A 24,610-nucleotide genomic window follows, 5' to 3' on the forward strand; every position below is an offset into this window, starting at 1 on the left:
TTCTGTATATTTTTGAAATGATTGTCCTTTTCTTGCCATAAAAAAATCCCCTCCAGATAAAACAGTATTGAGTCCATCATATCAGATGGACTCTTTTTTTACTGTCTACCTATAGGGGATAATACCACTCATCATGTATGAGTCATTCCTTTTTTCATAGATTAACTTGCCTGTTTTTTATTATTTTCTTTCAATTTCTCTGCTTGTAAAAAGCGATTCGTTTCAGCAACAACAATACTACTTAATCCAATTAGACCAATCAAGTTTGGAATTGCCATAAGTCCATTTGCAATATCAGCAAATGTCCATACGATTCCTAGCTTTAAATTAGCACCAATTGCAATCATAACAATAAAGATTGCTTTATAATATTTAACTGCACTTTCTCCGAATAAATAAGCTACACATTTTTCTCCATAATACGACCAGCCTAAAATAGTAGAGTAGGCAAATAAAATAATTGCGATACCGAGAATCATACTACCAGCAGTACCAAATACAGATTGGAATGCAAGTGTTGTAGCTTCAACGCCAGTTTTACCAGATTTCCAAGCACCTGTAGTAATTAATACTAGTCCTGTAATTGTACATACAATAAACGTATCTAGAAAAGTACCAGTCATTGAAACTAAAGCTTGCTTTGCAGGCGAATCAGTTTTTGCCGCCGCCGCGGCAATAGGTGCACTTCCTAAACCAGCTTCGTTCGCAAATACACCACGCGCCATTCCGATTTGGATAGCTGATGCAACTGTTGCCCCAATAAAACCACCAGCAGCTGCTGTACCATTAAATGCACCAGAAAAAATAAGTGAAAATGCTTCTGGAATTTGGTCGTAGTGATAGAAAATAATTATAAGACCAGCAATTATATAAAAGAAAGCTTTAATAGGAACGACATATCCCGTCACTTTCCCAATTTTTTTTACACCGCCTAAAATAACAATTGCGATTAAAAATGACATTACTATACCAGTTAAAGCAGGAGGGAAAGAGAAATTAATTCGCATTGCCTCTGCAACTGAGTTAGATTGCACCATATTACCAATACCGAAAGAAGCAGTTGTGCCGAATATAGCGAATAATACTGCCAGCCATTTCTTACCTAAACCACGCTCTAAATAATACATTGGTCCACCTGAATATTCACCATTTTCATTACTAACACGGTATTTCACTGCAAGTATTGCCTCGGCATACTTTGTTGCCATACCGAATAAAGCGGTAATCCACATCCAAAATATTGCACCAGGACCACCAATTGTAACAGCTGTTGCAACACCGGCTATATTTCCCATACCAATCGTTGCGGCCATAGCTGTCATAAGTGCTTGGAAGTGACTAATATCTCCAGAAGAAGAGGTATCTTCTGATTTTTTAAATGCTAGTTTGTGAGCGTATAATAGTTTACTAAACTGTAAACCTTTTAAACGCACTGTGAGAATGATACCTGTTCCAACGAGTAGCAACAAAGTTGGTAATCCCCACACGTATTGATTCAGTTGTTCTAATACTTTACTTACTGTCTCCATCTTTATTCTCCTTTTTTAGAAAAAATAAAAACCACTTCAAGTAAATGAAATGGTCTCTGGAGAAACAAGGGATAGAAAAATAAACCGATACAATCGGCTTTTTCTTTCGCTTGTCTCTGTCCTTTTACCTGAGAGATTATCCGCTAAAGTAGCGGATTTGCTCCTTCGGTGCTCGTTTTCCTCCGCGCTCTATGAAAGCGAGAGGGAGTCTCTCCAGAGATTCGTCCCCATGCAGTTCTACTTGTAACCAAGACCTGAGAGTTTCAAAGCTGGTATAACAACTTTTTGCCCCGTCGGTAGATCAATAGACCTTCTCCTGAATGGTTCATCCGAATTATAAAATTTATAAACACATTGATTGTAAATCAATAAAAACATTATAGACATACAAATTGTGAATTGCAATCATTTTTTATTTTAAAATAGTAAATAGTTTTATTTTTTTGTAAGTCCTAATTTATCTTCAACTTCATTTAAAGTAGATAAAGCGATGACAATATGTTGATCCGCAAGTCCTAAAGCTTGTTTTGTTTTTTCAATAGTTTCATCGGTTGGAGTAGAGTTATTTGCTCCGTCTATAATTAAATTTGCTGCATTTTTCATGAAATTTGATGCGGATTTAAACTGAGTTGTGAACTGAAGTAGTTGTTTTTGTATATCTATATCTGTTATGTTTTCTTCAATTTTAAGCGTGTCTATTTCGTTCATAATTGTTTCGTACTGCTTGGAAACAGCACTCATTGTAACTAATAGTTTATTTCGATCTACTGAATCTCCATTCGTGTTAATCTCTTCCCAGGCAGGTAACCAATCTTTTTCGATGATGTCATTATAATGAGTAGTCAATTCATTAATTTTAGGTTGTAATTTAGTTTTGAAAGTTTTTGTCTCCGCTGTTTCTACAGTTGCTTTTTCGTGGTTATTTTTAACATTAGTAACGTAGAAAATTGTACCAAAAATGATGAAAATAGAAATAACAACTGTCCATTTAGTAAAAAGTAATTTCTGCAATATGTAACGCCTCCAAAATTTAAAAACTTATAATTATAATATATAATAATAATGTTGTTTTAAGTAGAGAAAATAGGTTAGAAATAATTAAAATTATTTCTTCTCTATACATAAATAATTAAAGTTAGTAAAATGATGAAAGTTATATGTGAGAAAAGAGGGTTTTTAGTGAAAATGAATAGAAGAAAACTAGTTTCAAGTATTTCAATGGCTATGTTATTAGTTGGTGTAATTGCATTCATATTTATGAATAAAGAATCTAAAATTAAAGGTTTTCCAGTACCAATGTCAGCAATTCATATTAACGATGATAAGGAAGAGGACTATCAATATATAAGTGTAATGCCGATTACAAAGGCGAGTGGATGGGAGAACTTAGGGGAAAACGGGCATACTGTTAGTTTTAAAAAAGGGGAGCGGAAGGTAGCAGTAGTACATTATCCGGGAGAAATTACGTATTATTTATTTGAGAAAAAGATGAATAAGGGAGATTAGCTAAAGATGTAATTCATTAAGAGTTACATCTTTTTTTATTCTGAATCATTTGAAATTAAATTCGATAGATGTTTTGATAGATGTTTTGATAGATGTTTTGATAGATGTAGTGATAAATATGATTAGTTCTATATGTCTATAAAGAGTATTAGGGTGATTATAAAAATATTATGTGAACTAATTATTGTGAGAAGAAGATAAATTATATGCTAAAGGGGGAATTAAAAATGCTACTAAAAACAATCTACTGTAAGGTGGAAGAAGAGAAAAAGGAATTGTTTTCAAATGCGCAAGGAAAATGGCGTGATATACGGCACCTAGATGGGTTTCATGGACAATTTGGTGGATGGTATGAAGATGAGGCATGTGTATTTACTTTATGGGAAGATAGAAGTGCATATCAATCATTTATGAATGGTGCTCACGATACAATTTATTTAAATAGTAATCAAGAGGATACGTTTCTTTCATGTGAAATTGAATTATTTCAAACGTTGTATGATATAACTGATACGCATTTGAAAGACGTTGTTACAGAAGGATCATTCGTAAGAGTTGCTATATGTGATGTAAAGATGGAAAAGGAAAATCATTTTTTACATAAGCAAGAAACAATTTGGAATAAAGGAATGGAAAAAGCAAAAGGAATGTTAGGTGGAGTAGTTGGGAAGTCTTTAAAAAATAAAAATCGTTACATAGTGTTAACGTATTGGAAAGATGAAAAGACGCATCAACATTATGTGGAAGAGATTTTCCCAGGTTTATATAAATTAGCTAATATTCATGAAGAGATAGAAGAGATAAAAGGAAAACAAGCTGTATGTAAGGAAGAATGGCTTGTATATTAAACGCTGAAAAAGTGCATAAATGAATGTATAATAAAGATATTTTCTTATAAACAAGTAATTAATAGAAGACGTTATATACCCTTTCATGTTAATATATTTAAGTTATAATAGGAGGCTTACCCTTTTGTATTGTACGGTAGAAGCAGTGTGAGCTTGAAATTTTTTTTAGAAAAGGATGTGCCTAATTTGCGTATCAATAAATTTATTAGTGAAGCTGGAAAAGCGTCTCGACGTGGAGCGGATAAACTAATTAATGAGAGAAGAGTAATTATTAACGGTAAGGTTGCAAAAATTGGTGACCAAGTGAACCCAGGTGATGATGTACGAGTAAATGGAGAGCAGCTTCGAATTGCTCGAGATCACGTATATATCGCTTTAAATAAACCAGTAGGTATTACATGTACGAGTGAAAAATCAGTAAAAGGTAATATTATTGATTTAGTGAATCATCCTTTACGAATTAGCCACATTGGACGTCTTGATAAAGACTCTGACGGTTTAATTTTGTTAACGAATGATGGCGATATTGTTAATGAGATTTTACGTGCTGAAAACAAACATGAGAAAGAATATATCGTTTCAGTAGATAAGCCAATTACACCTGATTTCTTAGAGAAAATGGCAGCGGGTGTTAAAATTTTAGGAACAAAAACGCTTCCTTGTGAGATTACACAGTTATCAAAATATGAGTTCCAAATTATTTTAACACAAGGGCTAAATCGCCAAATTCGCCGTATGTGTGAAGCTTTAGGTTATCAAGTATACACGTTAAAACGTACGAGAATTATGAATATTGAATTGAATAATTTACCAGTTGGGCAGTGGAGAGATTTAACGAAGAAAGAGAAAAGACGTCTATTTGCAGACTTAAATTACGAACCACAAGATTGGTAAAATTGTGAAGTGAAACCAAAAAAATTTGGTTTCGCTTTTTTAAATTAAATAAATAATTTTTTTAAACACTTGCAAAAATAAAATGAATAAGATATATTAAATAACAATAAATGGATGTTTTACAAAAAGCAAAGAAAAGGACACGAGTTATTTTACCCGGTTATACAGAGAAGGAAGGAAAGCTGAGAACTTCCTAACGCAGAAAAATAACTTACCACCTTAGAGCTGCACTAGGGAAATTAAGTATCTAGTGCCGTGTATGCGACGTTATCGCAAAAGAAGCCATTATGTTTTTTTGTGATGGGAATCTGGGTGGAACCACGGATATAAGCATATTCGTCCCTATATTTAGGGATGAATATGCTTTTTTGCATTCAATTTCATAATAAGCGAAGAAAAGGACACGAGTTATTTTACCCGGTTATACAGAGAAGGAAGGAAAGCTGAGAACTTCCTAACGCAGAAAAATAACTTACCACCTTAGAGCTGCACTAGGGAAATTAAGTATCTAGTGCCGTATAAACGACGTTACCGTAAAAGAAGCCATTGTTTGTTTACAATGGGAATCTGGGTGGAACCACGGGTAAAAGCACGCTCGTCCCTATTTTAGGGATGAGTGTGCTTTTTATTATGAAATGGAGAGATGAAAAATGAAAGAACAAATGATTGAAATTAAATTTCCAGATGGTAGCGTTAAAGAATTTGTAAATGGAGTTACTTTAGAAGAAATTGCTGGATCCATTAGCAGTAGTTTGAAAAAGAAAGCAGTCGCGGGGAAAGTAAATGATGGATTATATGATTTACGCCGAAATATTGAAGAAAATGCGGAAGTGGAAATCATTACTATAGATTCAAATGAAGGGGTAGAAATTGCAAGACACTCCGCAGCACATATTTTAGCGCAAGCTGTAAAAAGATTGTATGGTGATATAAATCTTGGAGTAGGACCTGTTATTGAAAATGGATTTTATTATGATATGGATCTTCCAAGTAGTGTAAACATAGAAGATTTACGAAAAATCGAAAAAGAAATGAAAAAGATCATAAATGAAAATATAAAGATAGCACGAGTTGAGGTTTCTCGAGAAGAAGCAGCTAAACTGTTTCAAGAAATGAACGACCGCTTGAAATTAGAACTTTTAGAAGCAATTCCTGGTGGGGAAAGTGTAACACTATATAAACAAGGTGAATTTGTAGATTTATGTAGAGGACCACATTTACCATCTACAGGTTATTTGAAAGCATTTCAATTAACTCACGTTTCCGGTGCATATTGGCGAGGTGATAGTAATAACCAAGTGCTTCAGCGCATATATGGTGTTGCATTCTCTTCTCAAAAAGAATTAGAAGAGTATTTACATTTCGTTGAAGAAGCAGCAAAAAGAAATCATCGTAAGTTAGGCAGTGAGCTTGAGTTATTTATGTTTTCTGAAGAGGCTCCGGGAATGCCGTTTTATTTACCGAAAGGACAAATGATTCGTAACGAATTGGAAGCATTTTTAAGAGAAATTCAAAAAGAGTACAATTATCAAGAAGTACGCACTCCGTTCATGATGAACCAAGAAGTATGGGAGAGATCAGGGCACTGGGGACATTATAAAGATAATATGTATTTCTCTGAAGTAGATAATAAAAGTTTTGCATTAAAACCGATGAACTGCCCAGGGCACATGCTTATGTTTAAAAATAAATTGCATTCTTATCGTGAATTACCGATTCGTATGTGTGAATTTGGTCAAGTACATCGTCATGAATTTAGTGGTGCGTTAAACGGATTATTAAGAGTACGTACTTTCTGCCAAGATGATGCACATTTATTTGTAACTCCAAAACAAATTGAAGATGAAATTAAATTAGTAATGGCGCAAATTGATTACGTATATAAAACTTTTGGATTCGAATATGAAGTAGAGCTTTCTACTCGTCCAGAAGATTCAATGGGTGATGATAAATTATGGGAGCAAGCAGAAGCGGCATTAGAAAATGTATTACAATCGCTAAATTATAAATATAGACTAAATGAAGGTGACGGTGCATTTTACGGGCCGAAAATTGATTTTCATATTAAAGATGCTTTAAATAGAAGCCACCAGTGCGGAACAATCCAGCTTGATTTCCAAATGCCAGAGAAATTTGATTTGAATTATATAGATGAAAATAATGAAAAGAAAAGACCAGTTGTTATTCACAGGGCAGTTTTAGGGTCATTAGATCGCTTCTTAGCAATATTAATTGAGCACTTTGGAGGTGCGTTCCCGGCATGGGTGGCACCAGTTCAAGTGAAAGTAATTCCAGTTTCAAATGCAGTACATGAACAATATGCCAATGAGATTGCACATAAATTAGCACAAGCTGGAGTTCGTGTTGAACAAGATGCACGAGATGAAAAATTAGGATATAAAATAAGAGAAGCACAAATGCAAAAAGTTCCTTATATTCTTGTTATTGGTGATAAGGAAATGGAAAACGGAGTTGTAAATGTACGTAAATATGGGGAAGAGAAGTCAGAAGTTATTGCGCTAGATGTATTTGTGGCAAGTATTGAAGAAGAAATAAAGAATAGAAAATATTGATTGTAAAGAAAACACACTATTAGCAATTAGTGTGTTTTCTTTTTTATCTTACAAAAATGTAAGGTAAATGTAAGCGAAATCGAGGGAACGAGTTGTAGAAAAATGAGAATATGAAGTAGGAAAAAGGTTCATGTTACAGGTGTAACTCTTCTTGAATGAATAATTAAAAAATTCTTAAGAATTCACATGACAAAATAATAAGAAATATGTGAGAAATTAATTTTATACAAAAGGGATGGAGTGAAAGAGATGTCAACAAATGTAGTTACTGTAGAAAGTGTAGAAAAAACGTATGGGAAAAGAAATGAGAATCAGTCAAAAGCATTAAGGGGTGTATCGTTAAGTATTAAAGAAGGAGAATTTGTCGGGATCATGGGACCTTCTGGGTCTGGAAAAACGACTTTACTTAATGTGATAAGTACACTTGACCAAGCGACAGGTGGTAGTGTGACGATAGCTGGTACAAATATTACTTCTATGAAGGGCAATGCGTTATCTGATTTTCGCTCTCAAAAATTAGGTTTCATTTTTCAAGATTTTAATCTTCTAGAAAACTTATCAATTTATGAAAATATAGCTTTACCACTTTCTTTGCAAGGCGTACCGTCAAGTGAGATTACTGGAAAGGTAAATGACGTTGCGAAGAAATTAGGCATCACCGAAATTTTAACAAAATATCCGACGGCTGTTTCTGGAGGACAAAAGCAAAGAACAGCGGCGGCAAGAGCTTTAGTACATAATCCAGCAATTGTATTAGCAGATGAACCGACAGGTGCGCTTGATAGTAAAAACGCAAAAAGTTTATTAGAAGCGATGCAAGATTTACATGAAAATCACAATGTAAGTATTTTGATGGTTACACACGATGCATTTAGTGCAAGTTATTGTGAGCGTATTTTATTTATTCAAGATGGTCTTCTTTATAAAGAATTAAACCGTCAAGGTACTCGAGAGAATTTCTATCAAGACATTTTAGGTGTGCTCGCTCATATGGGCTCAGCTGCTGAGTCTAAGTAGGGGGTGAAACTATGTTATTTAAATTATCACGTCATAGTATGAAAAAGATGTTAAAAGATTATATGGTTTTACTTATTGGCCTCGTTATTAGTATTAGTATTTTCTACATGTTCCAAACGATGGCGATGAATAGTGAATTTACAAAAGATAATAGTCTAATTAGTAGTATAAGGCTCGTCTTCTGGGTAGGTGCAATACTATTATCCTTCATTACTGTATTTTATATTATATATGCCAACTCTTTCTTGCTCACGTTAAGAAGAAAAGAACTCGGTATGTACATGATGCTTGGTGCGAAAAAGAAAAAAGTAGCACAGTTATTATTTATTGAAACATTCGGTATGGGTATTGTCAGTATTATTATCGGTATTTTAGTAGGGATGTTACTTGCAAGTGTAGCAGGGAACTTTTTAATGAATGGAATGGAAATTTCAGCAAAAGGTAGTTACGCATCTGTATACACACCAGCAATTTTAGTCACAGCTATTTTCTTCTTAATACTATTTTTCATTACTGGCTTAATGAACAGTGTCCGATTATTACGTAAAACTGAATTAGAGTTAATTCGTGAAGATGAAACACTAGATGAAGTGAAGAAAAGTAAAACTCGCATTATAATAATGACAGTACTTGGTGTATTACTAGTAAGTACAGGGTACTATTTTATGATCAATGTAAAAATTTATGCTGAATTAGGTTTTATTATAGCAACCATCGTTACAACACTTGGAACATATTTTATCTTTAGTTCATTACTCCCGTTTTTTGTGATGAAAATTAAGGGGAATAAAAAACGAAATGAAACTGGTCTAAATAGTTTTACATATGCACAGCTGCGCTTTCGAGTAAATAGTTTATCGAGAGTATTAGGTACTGTAGCAATGTTAATTGCATTAGGCGCAGGTGCGATGACGGCAGGTATGGCGTTCCAAAAAAATGTAGGTATTATGACAGACTTTTCTCGTGTATATGATGTTGTAATTCATGATCCGAATGATCAAGACAAAGCTGCCTTAAAAGAAATGGAAATTATTGAAGAAAGCAAGTACAAATATAAAGTAGATGGAGAAGCGGTTTATTATTTACGTAACGACTTAACTGCGAAACCGCCACTTGTTTCAGACCATTTTGATACAAAAACTTTAAAAGAGCCTGTTCGCAAACGTGTGACTGAACCTTTAACTGAACCTGTATATTCAGCTTTAGAGGCTCCTGAATTAGCAAAATTCCCTCAAATGCCAAAGGATTGGGAAGACGCAGTTGTAAGAGAGATACAAATTACGCATAATCAATTTAGCGGAAAACCAGTAAGAATTGCAGACGAAGAGCATTATAAAGGGATTCAAGGAACAGAACATACTGTAACATTAGCAAAAGTAGATGATATGAAAAAATATAAACCGTTATTGATCGAAATAGACAAGAGACAAAAAGCACAAATTGAAAAAGCAACAGGTGAAAAGGTAGACTTATTTACGAAAATGACAATTTATCAGTTTATGAACAGCTTCATGAGCGGAACAATGTTTATGGGATTTTTCCTCGGAATTGCCTTTTTAGCAATGATGGCAAGTTCCCTTATGTTCAAAATATTAACAGGTGCTTCTCGCGACGTACGCCGTTATGAAATGTTACGAAAAATTGGTGTGAGACGTAGTATGTTAACGAAAAGTATATATAAAGAAATTTCGTATTTATTTATCTTCCCAGCGATCATTGGCATTTCTCACGTTTTAGTTGGGCTTAACTTATTCAGCTTTATATTAGTTGACCCGTTTGTGAAAGTGTGGGTGCCAATAGGAATCTTCTTAGTCATTTATTTCATTTATTACTGGATAACTGTTCAACTTTATAAAGGTATGGTAATGCCGAAAGAAGAAGTAGCTAAATAGTTTATGAAAAGAGTCCTTGTGTTGAAAGCAAGGGCTCTTTTCTATGTGTTTTTATAAAAATGTGTATGCGAGATGTTTTCAAATCTTTCTGTAATGAATATAACTAGTTAGACGTAATTCGTTATAACGTTGGATTATCACATTCTCAAACTGTCTTATTAGAAAAGGATTTAAAAAATCCATTGCCTACTAAGCTTCATTCCATGCAGCAAAAACATATTTTGATAAGATAGAAGCAGATCAAAAACAATTTATTACTTTTGAGAAATCAGCTCATTATCCACAATTTGAAGAGAAAGAAAAATTCTATAAGTGGATGTGCGATACATTCATAAAATAAAGTATATCCGAACTTTAGAGAATTGAAATAGTTAGCGAGATGTATAAAGATTTTTAGATGCATAGTATTACATAGTATTAACTGAAGCGAAATTAAATAAAAAGACTCTTGATAAAAAATAAGAGTCTTAAGTACAACCAACTATGAATGACTTTTCTTTTTATAAAGAGATACAAAAATAAAAAAAGATAGCTGAAGACAAATTGTTTTCAGCTATCTTTTTTCGCCTAAAGTGGAGGTAAATCAATCTTACCTTCTTCAAATAATTCTTTTATCATATGCTTCGTATAACCAGCGGCTTGACCAAATGTGATTTTTGCTGGCATTGGTGCTTCGTTAGCATCTACAACTACATCAATAATACACGGTTTATTTTGTTTTACTGCATTTTCGAAAGCGGGAAGGAGTTCATCTAAATTCTCAACACGGTATCCAATACCTCCACACGCCTCTGCATATTTTGCGAAATCTGGGTTCGTTAAGTCTGTTTCGAATTCGATATTACCCATAACTTCTTGTTCAAATTTAATCATCGCAATTTTATTATTGTTTAATACGACGACAACGATTGGTAATTTATATTTTACAGCTGTTACGAAGTCATTCATCGTCATTCCAAATCCACCATCACCACAAACTGCAAATACTTGTTTATCCGGGAAAGCAATTTTTCCAGCAAGTGCACCAGGTAAACCGCAGCCAAGTGTTGCGAGCCAGCTAGAAATGATAAATTGTTGGTTTGTCATACGGAAGTGTCTTGCGGTCCATACTGTTACATTTCCAACATCGACTGATAGAATTGCGTCATCATGTGCTACTTGCTGCAGAGCATGCATAACGCGTTGTGGTTTAATTGGAATGGAAGAGTCTTCTTCTTGATCGTGTAATTTATCTTCCCACTTTTTCATCATTTCTTGGTGCTGTTCTAAGAAGGAATGATCTGTGTGTTCTTCAACATTTTCAATTAACCATCGTAATGTTTTATCAGCATCACCAGGTAAACCAATATCTGTCGCATAACGTTTCCCAATTTGGGCAGGATCTGTATCGATATGAATTGTTTTTGCTTTTTCAGGTAAGAAGCCGGTGAACGGATAAGAAGTACCGACCATAATTAAAGTATCTGCATGCTTCATTGCTTCATAAGAAGGTTTCGTTCCAATTAATCCTAATCCACCGATACAAAGAGGATGCTCATCAGGAATAATTCCTTTAGCAGGTAATGTAAGTACGATTGGAGCACCAATATGTTCTGCTAATGCAAGTAAAGATTCTCTCGCATGTTTTGTTCCTTTTCCAGCTAAAATCACAGGCTTTTTCGCTTCATTTATTGCGAGTTTCGCTGCATCTAAATCTTCTTTTTGTGGAAATAATTCAGGCAAAGTAAAAGAAGTATTTGTAACACGGGCACCATTTTTCACTTCGAATTTTGGGACATCATCTGGAATAGTAAGAACGGATACACCTTTTTTCGTATAAGCCATTCGAATTGCTTGATTCACTACGGCAGGTAGTTGCTCTGCTGACATAATACGCTGGTTATAAACCGCAACATCATCAAACATTCTTTCTAAATTTACTTCTTGGAAAAAGTCCGTTCCAAGTAAATCGGTTTCTACTTGACCTGAAATTGCTAGAACAGGGGCTTTATCGAGTTTCGCATCATATAAACCATTTAATAAATGAATAGCACCAGGACCTGCAATTGCCATACAAACGCCAAGTTTTCCTGTTAATTTCGCATAGGCGGCCGCTGCTAATGCACCAGCTTCTTCATGGCGAACTTGAATGAATTTAATTTTATCTTGTTTTTTTCTTAAAGCTTCAATGATAGAATTGATGGAATCTCCAGGCATACCGTATATGTGTTCTACTCCCCAATCAATTAATAAATCAACTAATGCTTCACCTGCTGTTTTCCTAAACATAATTGTTCCTCCTTATAATAGGTAGATAACATTATGTTTTGAATAAAAAGGAAAAATATACAAGTAAGAAATTTATCTAGTTATTTGTAATCCAAGAATCAGTGTGGGAGGAACAAAAGTTTCACTTTAGCAACTTTAATGATGACCAGCGAATAAAGTGAACACTGTTATTAGTAAAAAACCACTAGTTGCCCACATTAGAAATGTAAGGAAAGAGAGCTGTTTCTTAGCTTTCCAAAGCATTTCATGAATTGTGACATATCCAAGTGAACCGATAGCACTTCCCATAATGAGGCCTTGCAGGTGAAGAGCTTTTCCTTCCATCAAAATGCCAAAAACTGTGCCAGTACCGAGAATAAGAGAAAGTAATAAAGTCGTTAATAAAAAGGAAATATATTTATGTTTTGTAAAAAGAAATGGAATAATTAAAGCTAATCCTTCTGGAATATGGTGAACGACGATTGCTATTAAAAAGGGAATGGCAGAGTCATTATGATTTATAAAAGCTGTACCTAACGCAAATCCACTCGGTATATTATGAATAAATATAGCGAAAGAGAGAAAAAGAAAGGTTTGCCATGCTTGTTGATCTTTTTTATGTATCATTGGATGGTGACAATAGTTATCTAATAAGCTCATAACTAAAATACCGATAGCTATACCAAGTATAGGTCCAATCATTTCATAGCTTGAAAATGTTTCAGGAATAATTTCAAGTGACAATAACCCAAACAAAATACCGCCACATAATGCGTATAAACGATGCATCTTTTCTTCAATGAGTTGGCGTGTTGCTACTCCAACAGCACCGCCTAATAGTAATCCACCGAACGAAAAAAATGTTACAATCATTGGGATCCATAAACGTTCCATAGTATCACACTCCGATTCTATTCCCTTATTTTTAGCTTACGAAAAGAAAAGTTAGATTAGTCCAAGTAATTGTGTTTGAGTATAGAGAAAAAAGTAGTGATTCGTTATAATCTATATATTAAACTTAAGTGAGGAAATGAAAAGGGGAATTGGTTATGCAACAAATTAAAAAAATAGGAAACTCATTTTGGTATATGACACCTGTTTCTGAAACAGATAGACCTATATTAGGAATGGTTGTTGGAAAAGAAAAAACTTTAATGATCGATGCAGGGAATTCAGAAGAACATGCACAATTATTTTTAGAAATGTTAAAAGAACAAAATGTATCAAATCCTGATTTTGTAGCACTAACGCATTGGCATTGGGATCATATTTTTGGATTATCTGTATTACGGAATGCATTAACTATTTCGCACGCTGAAACGAAAAAAGAAATGCAGACAATAGTATCTTATGAATGGACAGATGAAGCGTTGGATGCACGCGTAAAAGAGGGTACTGAAATTGAATTTTGTGCGGATTGCATCAAGAAAGAGTTTGAAGAAAAAGCGAGAAATATTAACATTATTCCTCCGGCCTTAACGTTCCAGGATCAAATTGAATTAGATCTTGGTGAGGTGACATGCGTGTTAAAACATGTGGGCGGAGATCATGCGCATGATTCAGTTGTTATGTATATAAAAGAAGAAAAGATATTGTTTGTAGGAGATTGTATATATGCAGATATTTTTTCTTCAAAGTGGAACTATACGACGAAAAGAACGTTTAAATTGATAGATGAATTAGAGAAATTTGATGCTGAGACATATATTCTTTCTCATGGGACAGCTATAAATCGAGACGAGTTTTTACAAGAAATTCATTTGCTAAAAACAGTAGGAACATATACAGAAGCTCATAAAGGCGATGAAGAGAAGATAAAGGCAGCGTATAAACAAGAGCTAGATAGAGAATTAAATGCAGATGAGTTAGAAACAATAACGTATTTTGTCAATGGTTATGAAATGAATAATCTGTAAGACACTACATTAATCAAATATAATTAAATTGCACAAAAAGAGTATTGAAATTTAATTCAATACTCTTTTAAATATTAAGTCCCAAGCAATTTCTAAATTTTTTGGCTGGTTCATCATCTGGATTTATACCACTTTCAAAACTGGTAGTGAAAGGTAACCACTGCCAATCTTCGCATCCTACAAAAGCTACTCTTGACCAATTCTCAATGAATTCAATGAAATTATTCGCAATCTTATACCCATGTCCTTCTCCATCGTCGTGGCTTAGGTAAATTATTGGAGCATCTATATCATCTTTCATATCAAATGCTAAATAATCTCCATTTCCCACTTCACAAAATGCTAATTTGTTGTGCCAAACTACATCATATTCATCATCTAGATTTGAAAAAAACTCGTCAACCAAGTCTTTACGTTCTTTTTCGAATTTAGAAAGACTTTCTAAACTCCAGTGGGGTGTTCCGCAAAAAATATCAGTAAATTCATTTGGTAGCTCTACATCGTCAGGTAAAAACCAGCGTAAGCTAAAATTTCCTGAGAACTCTAAAAGTACTTTTTTGAAGCTATTTGGTAGTTTAATATCCAGTTTTTCTTCTACTTGGATTATTTGTTCAAGGGAAGATGGTTCATCTATACAAACTTCTTGAACTTCACCACCTATGTATTTAATTCTAGAAGTTATAATTTCTATTCGTTCTTTTAGTAACTCATAATCCATCTTATCACCTCATGTTATATTAATTAAAGTATATCATTCTTAATAAATTTTTTTCGTGTTATTGAGGTTTCAAGTAGCAGCTTTTTTAGCTAATTTAGTAATATATTCAAAGAAAACATCGTGTTTTACATCGTAAACGACATTTACAGGTCGTCCATCAGCAGTTTCCTCTGTACGTCCTTGGCTTGGTCCGTATGTATGAACAATACTATTAATTGTTTCAGTTTTTGCAAGGTTAGTGTTTCCGACAAGCGCGGTAGTTAGTACATCCCATAAATAGTAGGTAGAGTTCGTTGAGAAGTGAACGAGAGGGGGAACCATTGCATAGCATTGACCAAGGAAATCCATACCAATATACTTTCGTTCTTTTGCCCACTGTTCACGTATGTTTATAGTTAACGGAACTTGGTTTGTACTTTCTAGTGTCACTAAGTCGATTTTAATTTTTGCATCCCATACACGAGCCACCGCTTCAGGGTCCCAAAACGAATTCCACTCAGCTGTTCCATCATGCTCTGGTTCATGTACATTGCCAGCTTTAAGAAATGTACCACCCATCCAAACAAGGCGTTCAATTTGATCTTCGATTATGGGAGCTTCATATAATGCACGAGCAAGGTCAGTTAGGGGCCCAGTAAATAATAAAGTTGTTTTTTCTTCCGTTTGTAGAAGCGTTTCTATTAAATGATGATGCGCAGGTTTTGCCGCCACGGGTGTTACAACTTTTCCAGACTCATTTAAAATTGGTAAAGCATCTACATAAAATGCATGCATCCGCCAGTCTTTCGGAAACGGGTTTTGCCCGCGAGAGTTTGAAGCGGCTACGGCAATATTACCTTTGCCGAAGCGATCGATAATTTTACGACTGGCAGACATTGCGGGTTCTAAATAGCAGTCTGCTGGGATAACAGATACCCCCGTAAGTTCAATGTTTTCCATTTGAAGTAATAAAAATAATGAAATTAAATCATCTACACCGCCATCATGATTGAAGTACACTTTTTTCTTCATTGTAATCTCCATCCTATATGATTTAGTTAGAAATTAAATATGAATTGAGGAAAAGTCATCAATAATTTCCACCACTTCAATTTCTCCATTAATCAGTAGCTCAGGAAGCTCATTTCTAATATTTCCTTTCCAATACTCTCTAGCTTGTTCGATTTTTTGAGAAAAAGGAATTCCATCTTCTTTCGGTAAAAGATTCCCGTCACCTTCAAAAGAACTTCCGATCACTCGTAGTTTAACAATCTGTAAAACTTCTCGATTGTAAGAATCAAATAGCGCTCTCCATTTCAAAGCATCCTCATAGCTTTTAGCAGCATATAAGCAAGATAATCTGGAAGGGTATTCAGGGAATTCTTGTAGTCTAACCATTTCTACAATTGTTTCTCTAACTGCTCTAATTGTTTGATCCATATAACTCATAACTACTTTAGTATTTTCATTATTTATATGTAATTCGTTATTTTTATAGTGTTTATTTAAAATTTGTATGCCATCTTCACCACTAGCATTTAATTGTTCTCTTTCAAAAAAGAAGTGATATAGAGTATTGTGTTGATTTTTGTTAAAAGGAATGATTTGTCCGATATGCATTTTTTTCCTTGTTACGATGTGATATGCGTAAAATTCTGCTTCATTCATGGTTATCCTCCTAGTAATAGTGTAATGCAATGTTAAATTTAGTAATTCAACATTGCGATATATATAACCTCTATAAGTAAAAGTGAGAATTTGAGTAGAAAGGAAAAATGAAAAGGCTTTAAATTTGTTCACAAAATGTTCACTTACGAAGGGGTTTCCAATGTCGATATAATGACAAAGACTCAAAGAGAAAGGATGATGAAATTTGCCAACAACAAGAAAGGAAAACCTCCAATTTGGCATGATGATGTGCCTTGGGATGGTTATCGTAATGACGTTTTACAATTTACTAATGAATGAAACAGGAGGACCAATTTATATTAAAGAGATTGCATTAGAACTATTAATTGGCTTTATTATTGCACTATTAATTGAAATATGTATCGTTGGACCTTGTGCGAAAAAAATTGTATTCATATTGCCATTTGATAAATCCAAAAAAATAAATATTATCGTTGCAATGGCGACAACTATGGTAATTGGAATGGTGTTCTTTATGTCATTTTTCGGTATGGCTATGATGTATTTACATGGTGGACTACAAGGAGATTCATTTGTTTCCATTTATTTTTCGATTTTTATTAAAAATTTCATAATGGCATATCCATTACAATTAATTATTATGGGACCGCTTGTACGTTTCTTATTTGCAAAGTTTGTTATGAAAAAGAAATCTTTTAATGTAGCGTAATTTTAATTTATAAAACATTATATATAAATAATAAAAAATAAACACATCTCGCATTTTTGAGGTGTGTTTTTTGTTCATTCCAAGTTATTTTCATAGTGATGTGACATTTGTCCTTTTGCCATTATAGGATGATGGTTTTTAATTAAGTCAGAAATAAAGGATGAGGAGATGATTTTTTGAAAGGTATTATATTTGCTATTTTTGCGGGGATATTTATAACACTTCAAGGAACCTTTAATGCGAAACTTAGTTCACATATCGGTATATGGTCGACGAGTATTATAACCCATTTAATTGGATTCATTATTGCAACAACTGTATTTTTGTTAAAGAAAGAAGAGAAAATAACGGATTTAAAGAGTGTGAAAAAAATATATTTAGCAGCGGGTGCATTTGGTGGATTCATTATTTGTGCAGAAACTATGGCGATATATGCACTAGGAGTTACATTGACAGCTGGCACACTTATGGTTGCTCAATTGTTAACGGCAACAGTTATTGAAATGAAAGGACTGTTTCATATAAAAAAGATACAGATGGAGAGATATCATATTGTGGGAACAATAATAATGATTATAGGTATTGTTGTATTTAATATGTAAATGAAAGGAGAAATGAATATGGAGGATAGATCAGGTTTAATTACGCATTATTTGAAAACCAATAAAACGCTCGAGGTTTTTTCAGAAATAGATACAGCTTATTTTCAATTAAATCACTTTGAAAAAGGCGAGCTCATTTGCAATATAGATGACGAAATGGATCGTTTATATTTTGTTGTTAAAGGTAAAGTAAAAGTTTACACGATTACATCTGAAGGGAAGAAACTAATTCTTCGCTTTATCAATCCATTGGCCATTGTTGGTGATATTGAATTAATTCAAAATAGCAAAGCGCATAATGTCGTTGAAGCTTGTTCAGATGTTGTAGCAATCTCTATTTCTAATACGGTTATTAGAAACAAGTTATTACATGATCCTATATTTATGAAGTTCTTGCTTGAAAACATTGCGAACACGTTAAAAATATCGACTCGTTTTACTGCTCTTAATTTACTTTATCCTGTAGAAGTACGTGTAGCTAGTTATTTGCTTTCAATTTCAACAGATAGTAACGGGAATATGTATAAAGGGGAAAAGTGTAAATGGTCAGAACTTATACATTTAGATAGTAATAAGTGAGCGATGAGGAGAGAGGATAAATGAATCAGTTAATGTTGCAAGATGGTGTACACTATTTGAAAATCAATGGGGTATTGCATTGGTGTAAAGTTGCAGGGGCAGCTCATAATACAGTTCCTCTCATTATTGTACATGGTGGTCCAGGTGGCAATCATTATGTATTCGAAAGAACACTTGGGTTGAGGTTAGAAGAAAATATGACTGTTGTTTATTATGAACAAAGAGGATGTGGTAGAAGTGAGGCACCACAAGATGACGGTGAGTACTCAATCAATACTCTAGTCGAAGATTTAGAGGAATTAAGAAAGCAATTACATGTAGAGAAGATAAATTTGTTAGGATATTCTTTTGGTGGACAACTTTGTTTAGAGTATGCTTTGAAATATCCGAAAAATGTTGAACAAATGGTATTACAAGCACCATCGTTAGATGATTTAAATGATATGTATACTGTGCAGATAGAAGGTTTTCTACAAGTAACGAAAGGAGAAATGAAAGAAGAAATATTGATAATAAGTAAGTCAGAAATTCCTTTAAAAGAAAGGTATAATCAAGTTTGGAGTATAGTTGATACAAAAGCTGTAGATCGATTATTGTTTGAAAATGAAGAATTTGCAAAGCTAAATCGGAGTCTTTGGGAGGAAAGTCAGTTAAGTAATACAGGGAAGATGAGCAAAGTTATTTTTGGAACAAAATCATCTTTACCGCTTATTGAGCGTATTAAAGGTTTAGAAATTGATACGTGTGTCATAGTTGGAGCGCATGACTATAATACGGGTGTAGGAATGAGTTATAGAATAACGAGACAATTGAAAAATGGTAAACTTGTTATATTTGAAAATAGTGGACATTTCCCAGATATCGAGGAGACGGATAAAGTATGTGAAACAATTATTGAGTTTTTGGAATAAAAGGGGGATATTAAGGTCGAACCGAATTAATAGAGTTGAATTGATTATTGGGATATTAAATCATGTAATATGCCAATTGTTTACTTGTAATTGAGGAAGAATCAATTAGTGTATTTGGAAAATAAGTAAAAAAGACCTCGTAAGGTGGAGGTCTTCTTGATTTATTATTTAATATTTTGAACTTATATGAACTGAAGTAGAAGAGTATGATAAGCAATTTCAGGGAACGAGAATATAACCGAATATAAAATATTACTAAACGTATATAACTAATGAATACAATGTCTTTTTCAGTTATTAAGTTGTAAATCATTTTATGATAAAATCTTTTACATAATTTAATAAAGGGGTAGTATTTAATGGGTTATTTCTCAAATGGTTTATTAGTTTTGTTTGTGCTTATCGTATGTAGTTGTATAATTTTTGGTTGATAATATAATGAGAGTCTTATATAAAAGAAGTTATCTCGCTTGAGATAACTTCTTTTTATTTTATATTGAGAAGGAATTCTATCTTTCTTATTGAAGTTTGTTCTAGTTATTTTTACATCGATCAGATTTGTGTAAAGGGAATTTTATGAAATATAAACAAGCCAGAGAATAGGGAGTGTTTACATGGAAAATAGTATACGCTACACAAGTGAACACCCTACAGATTTTAATGGATTATTATCCTTATACGAATCTTTAGGATGGAATTCTCTTAAATTAACGGTTAACGAGTTAGAACGAATGTGTAAGCAAAGTTGGTATGCAATTTATGTTTTTGATGATAAGAGGTTAGTAGGGATAGGGCGTGTCATATCAGATGGAGTCATAACAGGCATTATTTGTGGAGTTGGTGTATTGCCAAAATATCAGTCTAGTGGCATCGGAAAAGAAATAGTGAAACGATTAATCCAGCACTGTGAACAAAACAAGGTTATTCCACAACTTATGTGTGTAGAAAAATTGCAATCTTACTATGAATCTATAGGGTTTGAAGCATTCTCTATTGGGATGACAAAACATATTATAAGATAGAGGTGCTTTATCCTGCTATTTGTCGGGTAGTAAAACCCCACGGATTAAAGTTTCACTTTATATTTTCAGTTTACTTGTACATATTTTCAAACTTCAACATAAAGGAGAATGGCTGTATGGAGATTGCTAAAGGAGTAGAAATGTTACAACTTGAATTTCAAGAATTTGTTATTCATCCAATTCTTTTATGGGATGATGAAATGGCAGTATTAATAGATACGGGTTTCCCAGGACAAATTGAAGATATACAAGTAGAGATGGAAAAGGTTGGGGTATCATTTGATAAGTTAAAAGTCGTGATTTTGACGCATCAGGATATTGATCATATAGGTAGTCTTCCGGAGTTGTTGCAGCGCTGTCGAAGTAATATTAAAGTTTATGCGCACGAACTAGATAAGCCATATATCGAGGGGGATTTACCTTTATTGAAGGACGGAAATGTAGAGAACCGACCAAAAGGAAAAGTGAGTGATACTGTGATTGATGGGCAAGAACTTCCGTATTGCGGTGGAATACTAATTCTTCATACTCCAGGGCATACTCCGGGTCATATTAGTTTATATTTGAAACAAAGTAAAATTCTTATTGCAGGAGACTCTATGTATAGTGTGAATGGGATGTTAGGAGGGATTCACGCCCCAACAACTATAAATATTAAGGAAGCAAAGAAGTCTTTGAAGAAGTATTTAAATTTACATATTGAATCTGTAGTTTGTTACCATGGGGGATTTAGTAAGGAGAATATAAATGTTCAACTTCAAAATTTGTAAAAGTTAAAGTGAAATTTTTTGTTAAACAGCATTGAAGTATAATCTAATTATTAGTATATAAAAAAATTATAAAAGAGCATGTTTGAAAAAATTCAAACATGCTCTTTTATTAAAGCAAATCAGTTTAATATGAATGACCTAATCCGTTCCAATAAAAAGAAACGATTTCTTTTGCTAATTCATCTATAGTTGCAAGAATAGGATTGTGATTTTCATCTTTAAAATTCCCAATTGATAATAAAGATACGAAAGCATGAGCCGCAAATTTAGCGTTTCCTTTCGGAATTTCTCCGATGTGCATCGCGTTATCGAGTGCTTTTTCTAGTACTTCATACATATTATCTTCAGCATTTTTTAATTGTTTCAATTGCTCTTCAGATAACGACAGTTTTGCATCTTTCATAAAATTTTTCATATCAATATCCATCGTTGCGTGTAAGTAAACTTTAGCGAAGTCTAATAATCTTTCTTCTAAAGTTTTGTTTGTAGAGAGTATTTGAGACATATTCTCACGTATACGTATCATCATTTGGGTCATAGTAGCGGTAAATAAATCGGCTTTTGTTGAATAGTAATAGTAGACAGTTGCTTTCGTAACACCACAAACTTTTGCGACCTCATCCATAGAAACGACTTGATAATTTTGTGTAAGAAATAAGCGGGTTGCTACTTCTAAAATGGTTTCTTTAGTAGATTTTGTATTTTTATTTTGACGCGGCCTTCCGAGAGGACGTTGTTTTTGTTCCAAATACATTCGCTCCTGACATTTATGATTGAGATAATTATAACATAATTTTCAATCATTCTTGATTAATTAACCGACCAGTATATATAATTAATAATGGAGGAAAAAAGGAAGGTGGGTTTTTATGAAAAAGCACCCGTTACATATGTTAGGGAGGCTTGTAGCAGGGAGAAATACGCAATGGATCACTTTATCTGTGTGGGTTCTTATTACATTATTACTTTCATTTACGTTACCACAAGTAAACAGTACAAGAGAACCGAATCCGAAAAATTTACCTGAAACAGCTATGTCACAGCAAGCGGAAGCGCTTATGAAAAAAGAGTTTCCGAATAATGCAGGGAATCCGTTGTTAGTAGTATGGTATAGAGATGGTGGATTACAGTCACAGGATTATAAACTCATACAAGATGTTTATAAAGAGTTAAAAGCTAGTCCTTTAAAAGAACAATCAACGTTACCACCATTTGATACAATTCCAGAGCAAGTATTATTAAAAAGTGCGTCAAAAGATGGTACATCATTTGTTACACCGGTATTCTTTAATAAATCTGCTGGTACGGATATATTAAAAGGAAATCTGGAAGAGTTTAGAAAAATAGTGAATAGTAAGGTGGATGAAGATCCATTTAAACAAAAAATAAGTGAATCTGGTTTACATGTTCGATTATCTGGGCCTGTAGGTATTCAAACGGATGCAGTTAGTTTATTTAGTCAAGCAGATGTGAAATTGTTAGTGGCTACTGTATTATTAGTCTTGGTCCTATTAATTTTGCTTTACCGTTCGCCAATTTTAGCAATTTTACCTATACTTGTTGTTGGCTTTGCATACGGTATTATTAGTCCTACACTCGGTTTTTTAGCTGATCACGGATGGATTAAAGTAGATGCCCAAGCGATATCAATTATGACAGTATTATTGTTTGGTGCTGGAACGGACTATTGTCTATTTTTAATTTCGAGATATAGAGAGTACTTGTTAGAAGAAGAAAGTAAATATAAAGCATTACAACTTGCGATTAAAGCTTCTGGCGGTGCAATAATAATGAGTGCGTTAACTGTTGTACTTGGATTAGGGACATTATTACTTGCTCATTATGGTGCCTTTCATCGATTTGCAGTACCATTTAGTGTTGCTGTATTTATAATGGGAATCGCGGCTTTAACGATTTTACCAGCACTATTATTAATTTTCGGTAGGATTGCATTTTTCCCGTTTATACCGAGAACAACTTCAATGAATGAGGAGTTTGCAAGAAAGAAAAAGAGGGCTGTAAAAGTTGAAAAATCAAAAGGCTCCTTTAGTAAAAAACTTGGAGATGTAGTAGTACGAAGACCATGGACAATAATTATGCTAACTGTGTTTGTATTAGGTGGATTGGCTTCGTTCGTACCACGTATTCAATACACATATGACTTATTAGAATCGTTTCCAAAGGATATGCCTTCTCGCGAAGGGTTTACGTTAATTAGTGATCATTTCTCGGCTGGTGAACTAGCACCAGTAAAAGTGGTTGTTGATACGAAAGGAAAAGAGCTTCCTATTAAACAAGAACTAGAGAAATTTTCTTTCATAAATACAGTGAAAGAGCCAAAAGAGGGAAAAGAAAATAAGCAAATACAAATGTATGAAGTTTCTTTAACGGAAAATCCATACTCAATTGAAGCGTTAGATCAAATTCCTAAATTGAAAAGTAATGTAGAAAAAGTATTAAAAGATGCTGGGATTAGTAATGCTGAAGAGCAATTGTGGATTGGTGGAGAAACAGCTTCATTATATGATACAAAGCAAATTACTGAACGTGATGAATCAGTAATTATTCCAGTAATGATTAGCATTATCGCTTTACTATTACTTGTCTACTTACGATCGGTTGTTGCGATGATTTATTTAATTGTAACTGTCGTTTTATCATTCTTCTCAGCGTTAGGAGCAGGATGGATATTGCTTCATTACGGTATGGGAGCGCCGGCCATTCAAGGTGCGATACCGTTGTACGCATTCGTATTTTTAGTTGCTTTAGGTGAAGATTATAATATCTTTATGGTTTCAGAAATATGGAAAAACAGAAAGACACAAAATCACTTGGATGCAGTAAAAAATGGTGTAATACAAACAGGTAGTGTTATTACATCGGCAGGTTTAATTTTAGCAGGAACTTTTGCAGTGTTAGGTACACTTCCAATTCAAGTATTAGTTCAATTTGGTATTGTAACTGCAATTGGCGTATTACTAGATACGTTTATCGTAAGACCGTTACTTGTACCCGCAATTACAGTTGTGTTAGGCCGATTTGCTTTTTGGCCAGGTAAACTTTCAAGAAAGAGTGAAGAAATACAAAAGGTGGATGCATAGTTAAAAAAGCCAAGGGTATTTGAGCTGCACCCCAATTGTTAGACACAGTCTAACAATTGGAGGTGCAGTTTTTTGTATGACAAAATTTACGAAGGATTTAAAGTTAACGCTCGTTCAAGGATTTAATCCGAAAATAATTTCTCAAGC

Annotated in this window: 21 protein-coding genes, 2 pseudogenes, 1 riboswitch and 2 other annotated features; of the genes and pseudogenes, 15 read left to right on the plus strand and 8 right to left on the minus strand. The window is 33.7% G+C overall.

Annotation, left to right across the window (positions count from 1 at the left end):
- Positions 1 to 161: 161 nt before the first annotated feature.
- Together D1166_RS28875 and D1166_RS28880 are read right to left on the minus strand one after the other, a co-directional pair.
- Complete coding sequence (locus D1166_RS28875; protein WP_000451039.1) at positions 162 to 1,529, minus strand: alanine/glycine:cation symporter family protein; 1,368 nt, start codon at positions 1,527 to 1,529, stop codon at positions 162 to 164.
- A gap of 106 nt (positions 1,530 to 1,635) precedes the next feature.
- A riboswitch (glycine riboswitch) is annotated at positions 1,636 to 1,756 on the minus strand.
- A gap of 208 nt (positions 1,757 to 1,964) precedes the next feature.
- Positions 1,965 to 2,540, minus strand: coding sequence for a hypothetical protein (locus D1166_RS28880; protein WP_001170884.1), 576 nt, complete (start codon positions 2,538 to 2,540; stop codon positions 1,965 to 1,967).
- A gap of 132 nt (positions 2,541 to 2,672) precedes the next feature.
- On the opposite strand from D1166_RS28880, the gene D1166_RS28885 reads away from it, so the two are divergent.
- From D1166_RS28885 to D1166_RS28915, 7 genes and pseudogenes are all read left to right on the plus strand, one after another.
- The gene (locus D1166_RS28885; RefSeq protein ID WP_061139319.1) at positions 2,673 to 3,035 is read left to right on the plus strand and encodes a hypothetical protein; all 363 of its coding nucleotides are present in this window, start codon (positions 2,673 to 2,675) and stop codon (positions 3,033 to 3,035) included.
- 227 nt (positions 3,036 to 3,262) lie between these two features.
- Positions 3,263 to 3,883 carry a YdbC family protein gene (locus tag D1166_RS28890; protein WP_000925166.1) on the plus strand — a complete coding sequence of 207 codons (621 nt, stop codon included), beginning with the start codon at positions 3,263 to 3,265 and terminating at the stop codon, positions 3,881 to 3,883.
- A 186-nt stretch (positions 3,884 to 4,069) separates the two neighbouring features.
- Positions 4,070 to 4,777 carry a 23S rRNA pseudouridine(2604) synthase RluF gene (gene rluF / locus D1166_RS28895; protein WP_001222170.1) on the plus strand — a complete coding sequence of 236 codons (708 nt, stop codon included), beginning with the start codon at positions 4,070 to 4,072 and terminating at the stop codon, positions 4,775 to 4,777.
- Between the two features lie 122 nt (positions 4,778 to 4,899).
- Positions 4,900 to 5,124 (plus strand) — a binding site (T-box leader).
- Between the two features lie 36 nt (positions 5,125 to 5,160).
- Positions 5,161 to 5,383 (plus strand) — a binding site (T-box leader).
- A 44-nt stretch (positions 5,384 to 5,427) separates the two neighbouring features.
- Entirely contained in the window at positions 5,428 to 7,350 is a 1,923-nt protein-coding gene (thrS, locus tag D1166_RS28900) for a threonine--tRNA ligase (RefSeq protein WP_098221110.1), read from the plus strand.
- A gap of 249 nt (positions 7,351 to 7,599) precedes the next feature.
- Positions 7,600 to 8,367, plus strand: a complete 768-nt coding sequence (locus D1166_RS28905; protein WP_000106426.1) for an ABC transporter ATP-binding protein — start codon at positions 7,600 to 7,602, stop codon at positions 8,365 to 8,367.
- An 11-nt stretch (positions 8,368 to 8,378) separates the two neighbouring features.
- Positions 8,379 to 10,259 (plus strand): FtsX-like permease family protein, encoded by a 1,881-nt coding sequence (locus D1166_RS28910; protein ID WP_098221109.1) that lies wholly within the window; start codon positions 8,379 to 8,381, stop codon positions 10,257 to 10,259.
- 92 nt (positions 10,260 to 10,351) lie between these two features.
- Positions 10,352 to 10,599, plus strand: a pseudogene (locus tag D1166_RS28915) (hypothetical protein); the annotation flags it as partial.
- A gap of 227 nt (positions 10,600 to 10,826) precedes the next feature.
- Here the strand turns inward: D1166_RS28915 and D1166_RS28920 are convergent.
- Positions 10,827 to 12,527 carry a pyruvate oxidase gene (locus tag D1166_RS28920; protein ID WP_098221108.1) on the minus strand — a complete coding sequence of 567 codons (1,701 nt, stop codon included), beginning with the start codon at positions 12,525 to 12,527 and terminating at the stop codon, positions 10,827 to 10,829.
- Between the two features lie 135 nt (positions 12,528 to 12,662).
- The gene (locus tag D1166_RS28925; protein WP_098023271.1) at positions 12,663 to 13,400 is read right to left on the minus strand and encodes a ZIP family metal transporter; all 738 of its coding nucleotides are present in this window, start codon (positions 13,398 to 13,400) and stop codon (positions 12,663 to 12,665) included.
- 155 nt (positions 13,401 to 13,555) lie between these two features.
- Between D1166_RS28925 and D1166_RS28930 the strand changes: the two genes are divergently transcribed.
- A complete protein-coding gene (locus D1166_RS28930) occupies positions 13,556 to 14,422 on the plus strand; it encodes an MBL fold metallo-hydrolase (RefSeq protein WP_098221107.1) in 867 nt (288 codons plus the stop codon).
- A 67-nt stretch (positions 14,423 to 14,489) separates the two neighbouring features.
- On the opposite strand, the gene D1166_RS28935 is transcribed toward D1166_RS28930, so the two are convergent.
- The 3 genes from D1166_RS28935 to D1166_RS28945 form a co-directional block, all read right to left on the minus strand.
- The gene (locus D1166_RS28935; protein ID WP_006918611.1) at positions 14,490 to 15,140 is read right to left on the minus strand and encodes an SMI1/KNR4 family protein; all 651 of its coding nucleotides are present in this window, start codon (positions 15,138 to 15,140) and stop codon (positions 14,490 to 14,492) included.
- A 69-nt stretch (positions 15,141 to 15,209) separates the two neighbouring features.
- Positions 15,210 to 16,163 (minus strand): nucleoside hydrolase, encoded by a 954-nt coding sequence (locus D1166_RS28940; RefSeq protein WP_098221106.1) that lies wholly within the window; start codon positions 16,161 to 16,163, stop codon positions 15,210 to 15,212.
- A gap of 21 nt (positions 16,164 to 16,184) precedes the next feature.
- On the minus strand, positions 16,185 to 16,787 hold the full coding sequence (locus D1166_RS28945; RefSeq protein ID WP_001001048.1) for a DUF2441 domain-containing protein: 603 nt from the start codon (positions 16,785 to 16,787) through the stop codon (positions 16,185 to 16,187).
- A 205-nt stretch (positions 16,788 to 16,992) separates the two neighbouring features.
- On the opposite strand from D1166_RS28945, the gene D1166_RS28950 reads away from it, so the two are divergent.
- The 6 genes and pseudogenes from D1166_RS28950 (at position 16,993) to D1166_RS28975 (ending at position 21,362) form a co-directional block, all read left to right on the plus strand.
- On the plus strand, positions 16,993 to 17,478 hold the full coding sequence (locus D1166_RS28950) for a DUF2798 domain-containing protein (protein WP_002103059.1): 486 nt from the start codon (positions 16,993 to 16,995) through the stop codon (positions 17,476 to 17,478).
- A 176-nt stretch (positions 17,479 to 17,654) separates the two neighbouring features.
- Positions 17,655 to 18,080 (plus strand): DMT family transporter, encoded by a 426-nt coding sequence (locus D1166_RS28955; RefSeq protein WP_098221105.1) that lies wholly within the window; start codon positions 17,655 to 17,657, stop codon positions 18,078 to 18,080.
- A gap of 18 nt (positions 18,081 to 18,098) precedes the next feature.
- Positions 18,099 to 18,614, plus strand: a pseudogene (locus tag D1166_RS28960) (Crp/Fnr family transcriptional regulator); the annotation flags it as partial.
- Positions 18,615 to 18,679: 65 nt separating this feature from the next.
- A complete protein-coding gene (locus D1166_RS28965) occupies positions 18,680 to 19,570 on the plus strand; it encodes an alpha/beta fold hydrolase (RefSeq protein WP_098221104.1) in 891 nt (296 codons plus the stop codon).
- 614 nt (positions 19,571 to 20,184) lie between these two features.
- Positions 20,185 to 20,592: a GNAT family N-acetyltransferase gene (locus tag D1166_RS28970; RefSeq protein ID WP_098221103.1), complete on the plus strand. Its 408-nt coding sequence runs from the start codon at positions 20,185 to 20,187 to the stop codon at positions 20,590 to 20,592.
- A 116-nt stretch (positions 20,593 to 20,708) separates the two neighbouring features.
- Entirely contained in the window at positions 20,709 to 21,362 is a 654-nt protein-coding gene (locus D1166_RS28975) for an MBL fold metallo-hydrolase (protein WP_098221102.1), read from the plus strand.
- Positions 21,363 to 21,486: 124 nt separating this feature from the next.
- Here D1166_RS28975 and D1166_RS28980 read toward each other — a convergent pair whose 3' ends face one another.
- Positions 21,487 to 22,110, minus strand: a complete 624-nt coding sequence (locus D1166_RS28980) for a TetR/AcrR family transcriptional regulator (RefSeq protein WP_118043517.1) — start codon at positions 22,108 to 22,110, stop codon at positions 21,487 to 21,489.
- 121 nt (positions 22,111 to 22,231) lie between these two features.
- Between D1166_RS28980 and D1166_RS28985 the strand changes: the two genes are divergently transcribed.
- Positions 22,232 to 24,463 carry an MMPL family transporter gene (locus D1166_RS28985; protein ID WP_098221100.1) on the plus strand — a complete coding sequence of 744 codons (2,232 nt, stop codon included), beginning with the start codon at positions 22,232 to 22,234 and terminating at the stop codon, positions 24,461 to 24,463.
- Positions 24,464 to 24,610: the final 147 nt, after the last annotated feature.

Origin of the sequence: Bacillus sp. ISO11, assembly GCF_003458115.1 — a bacterium.
Lineage (GTDB): Bacteria > Bacillota > Bacilli > Bacillales > Bacillaceae_G > Bacillus_A > Bacillus_A cereus.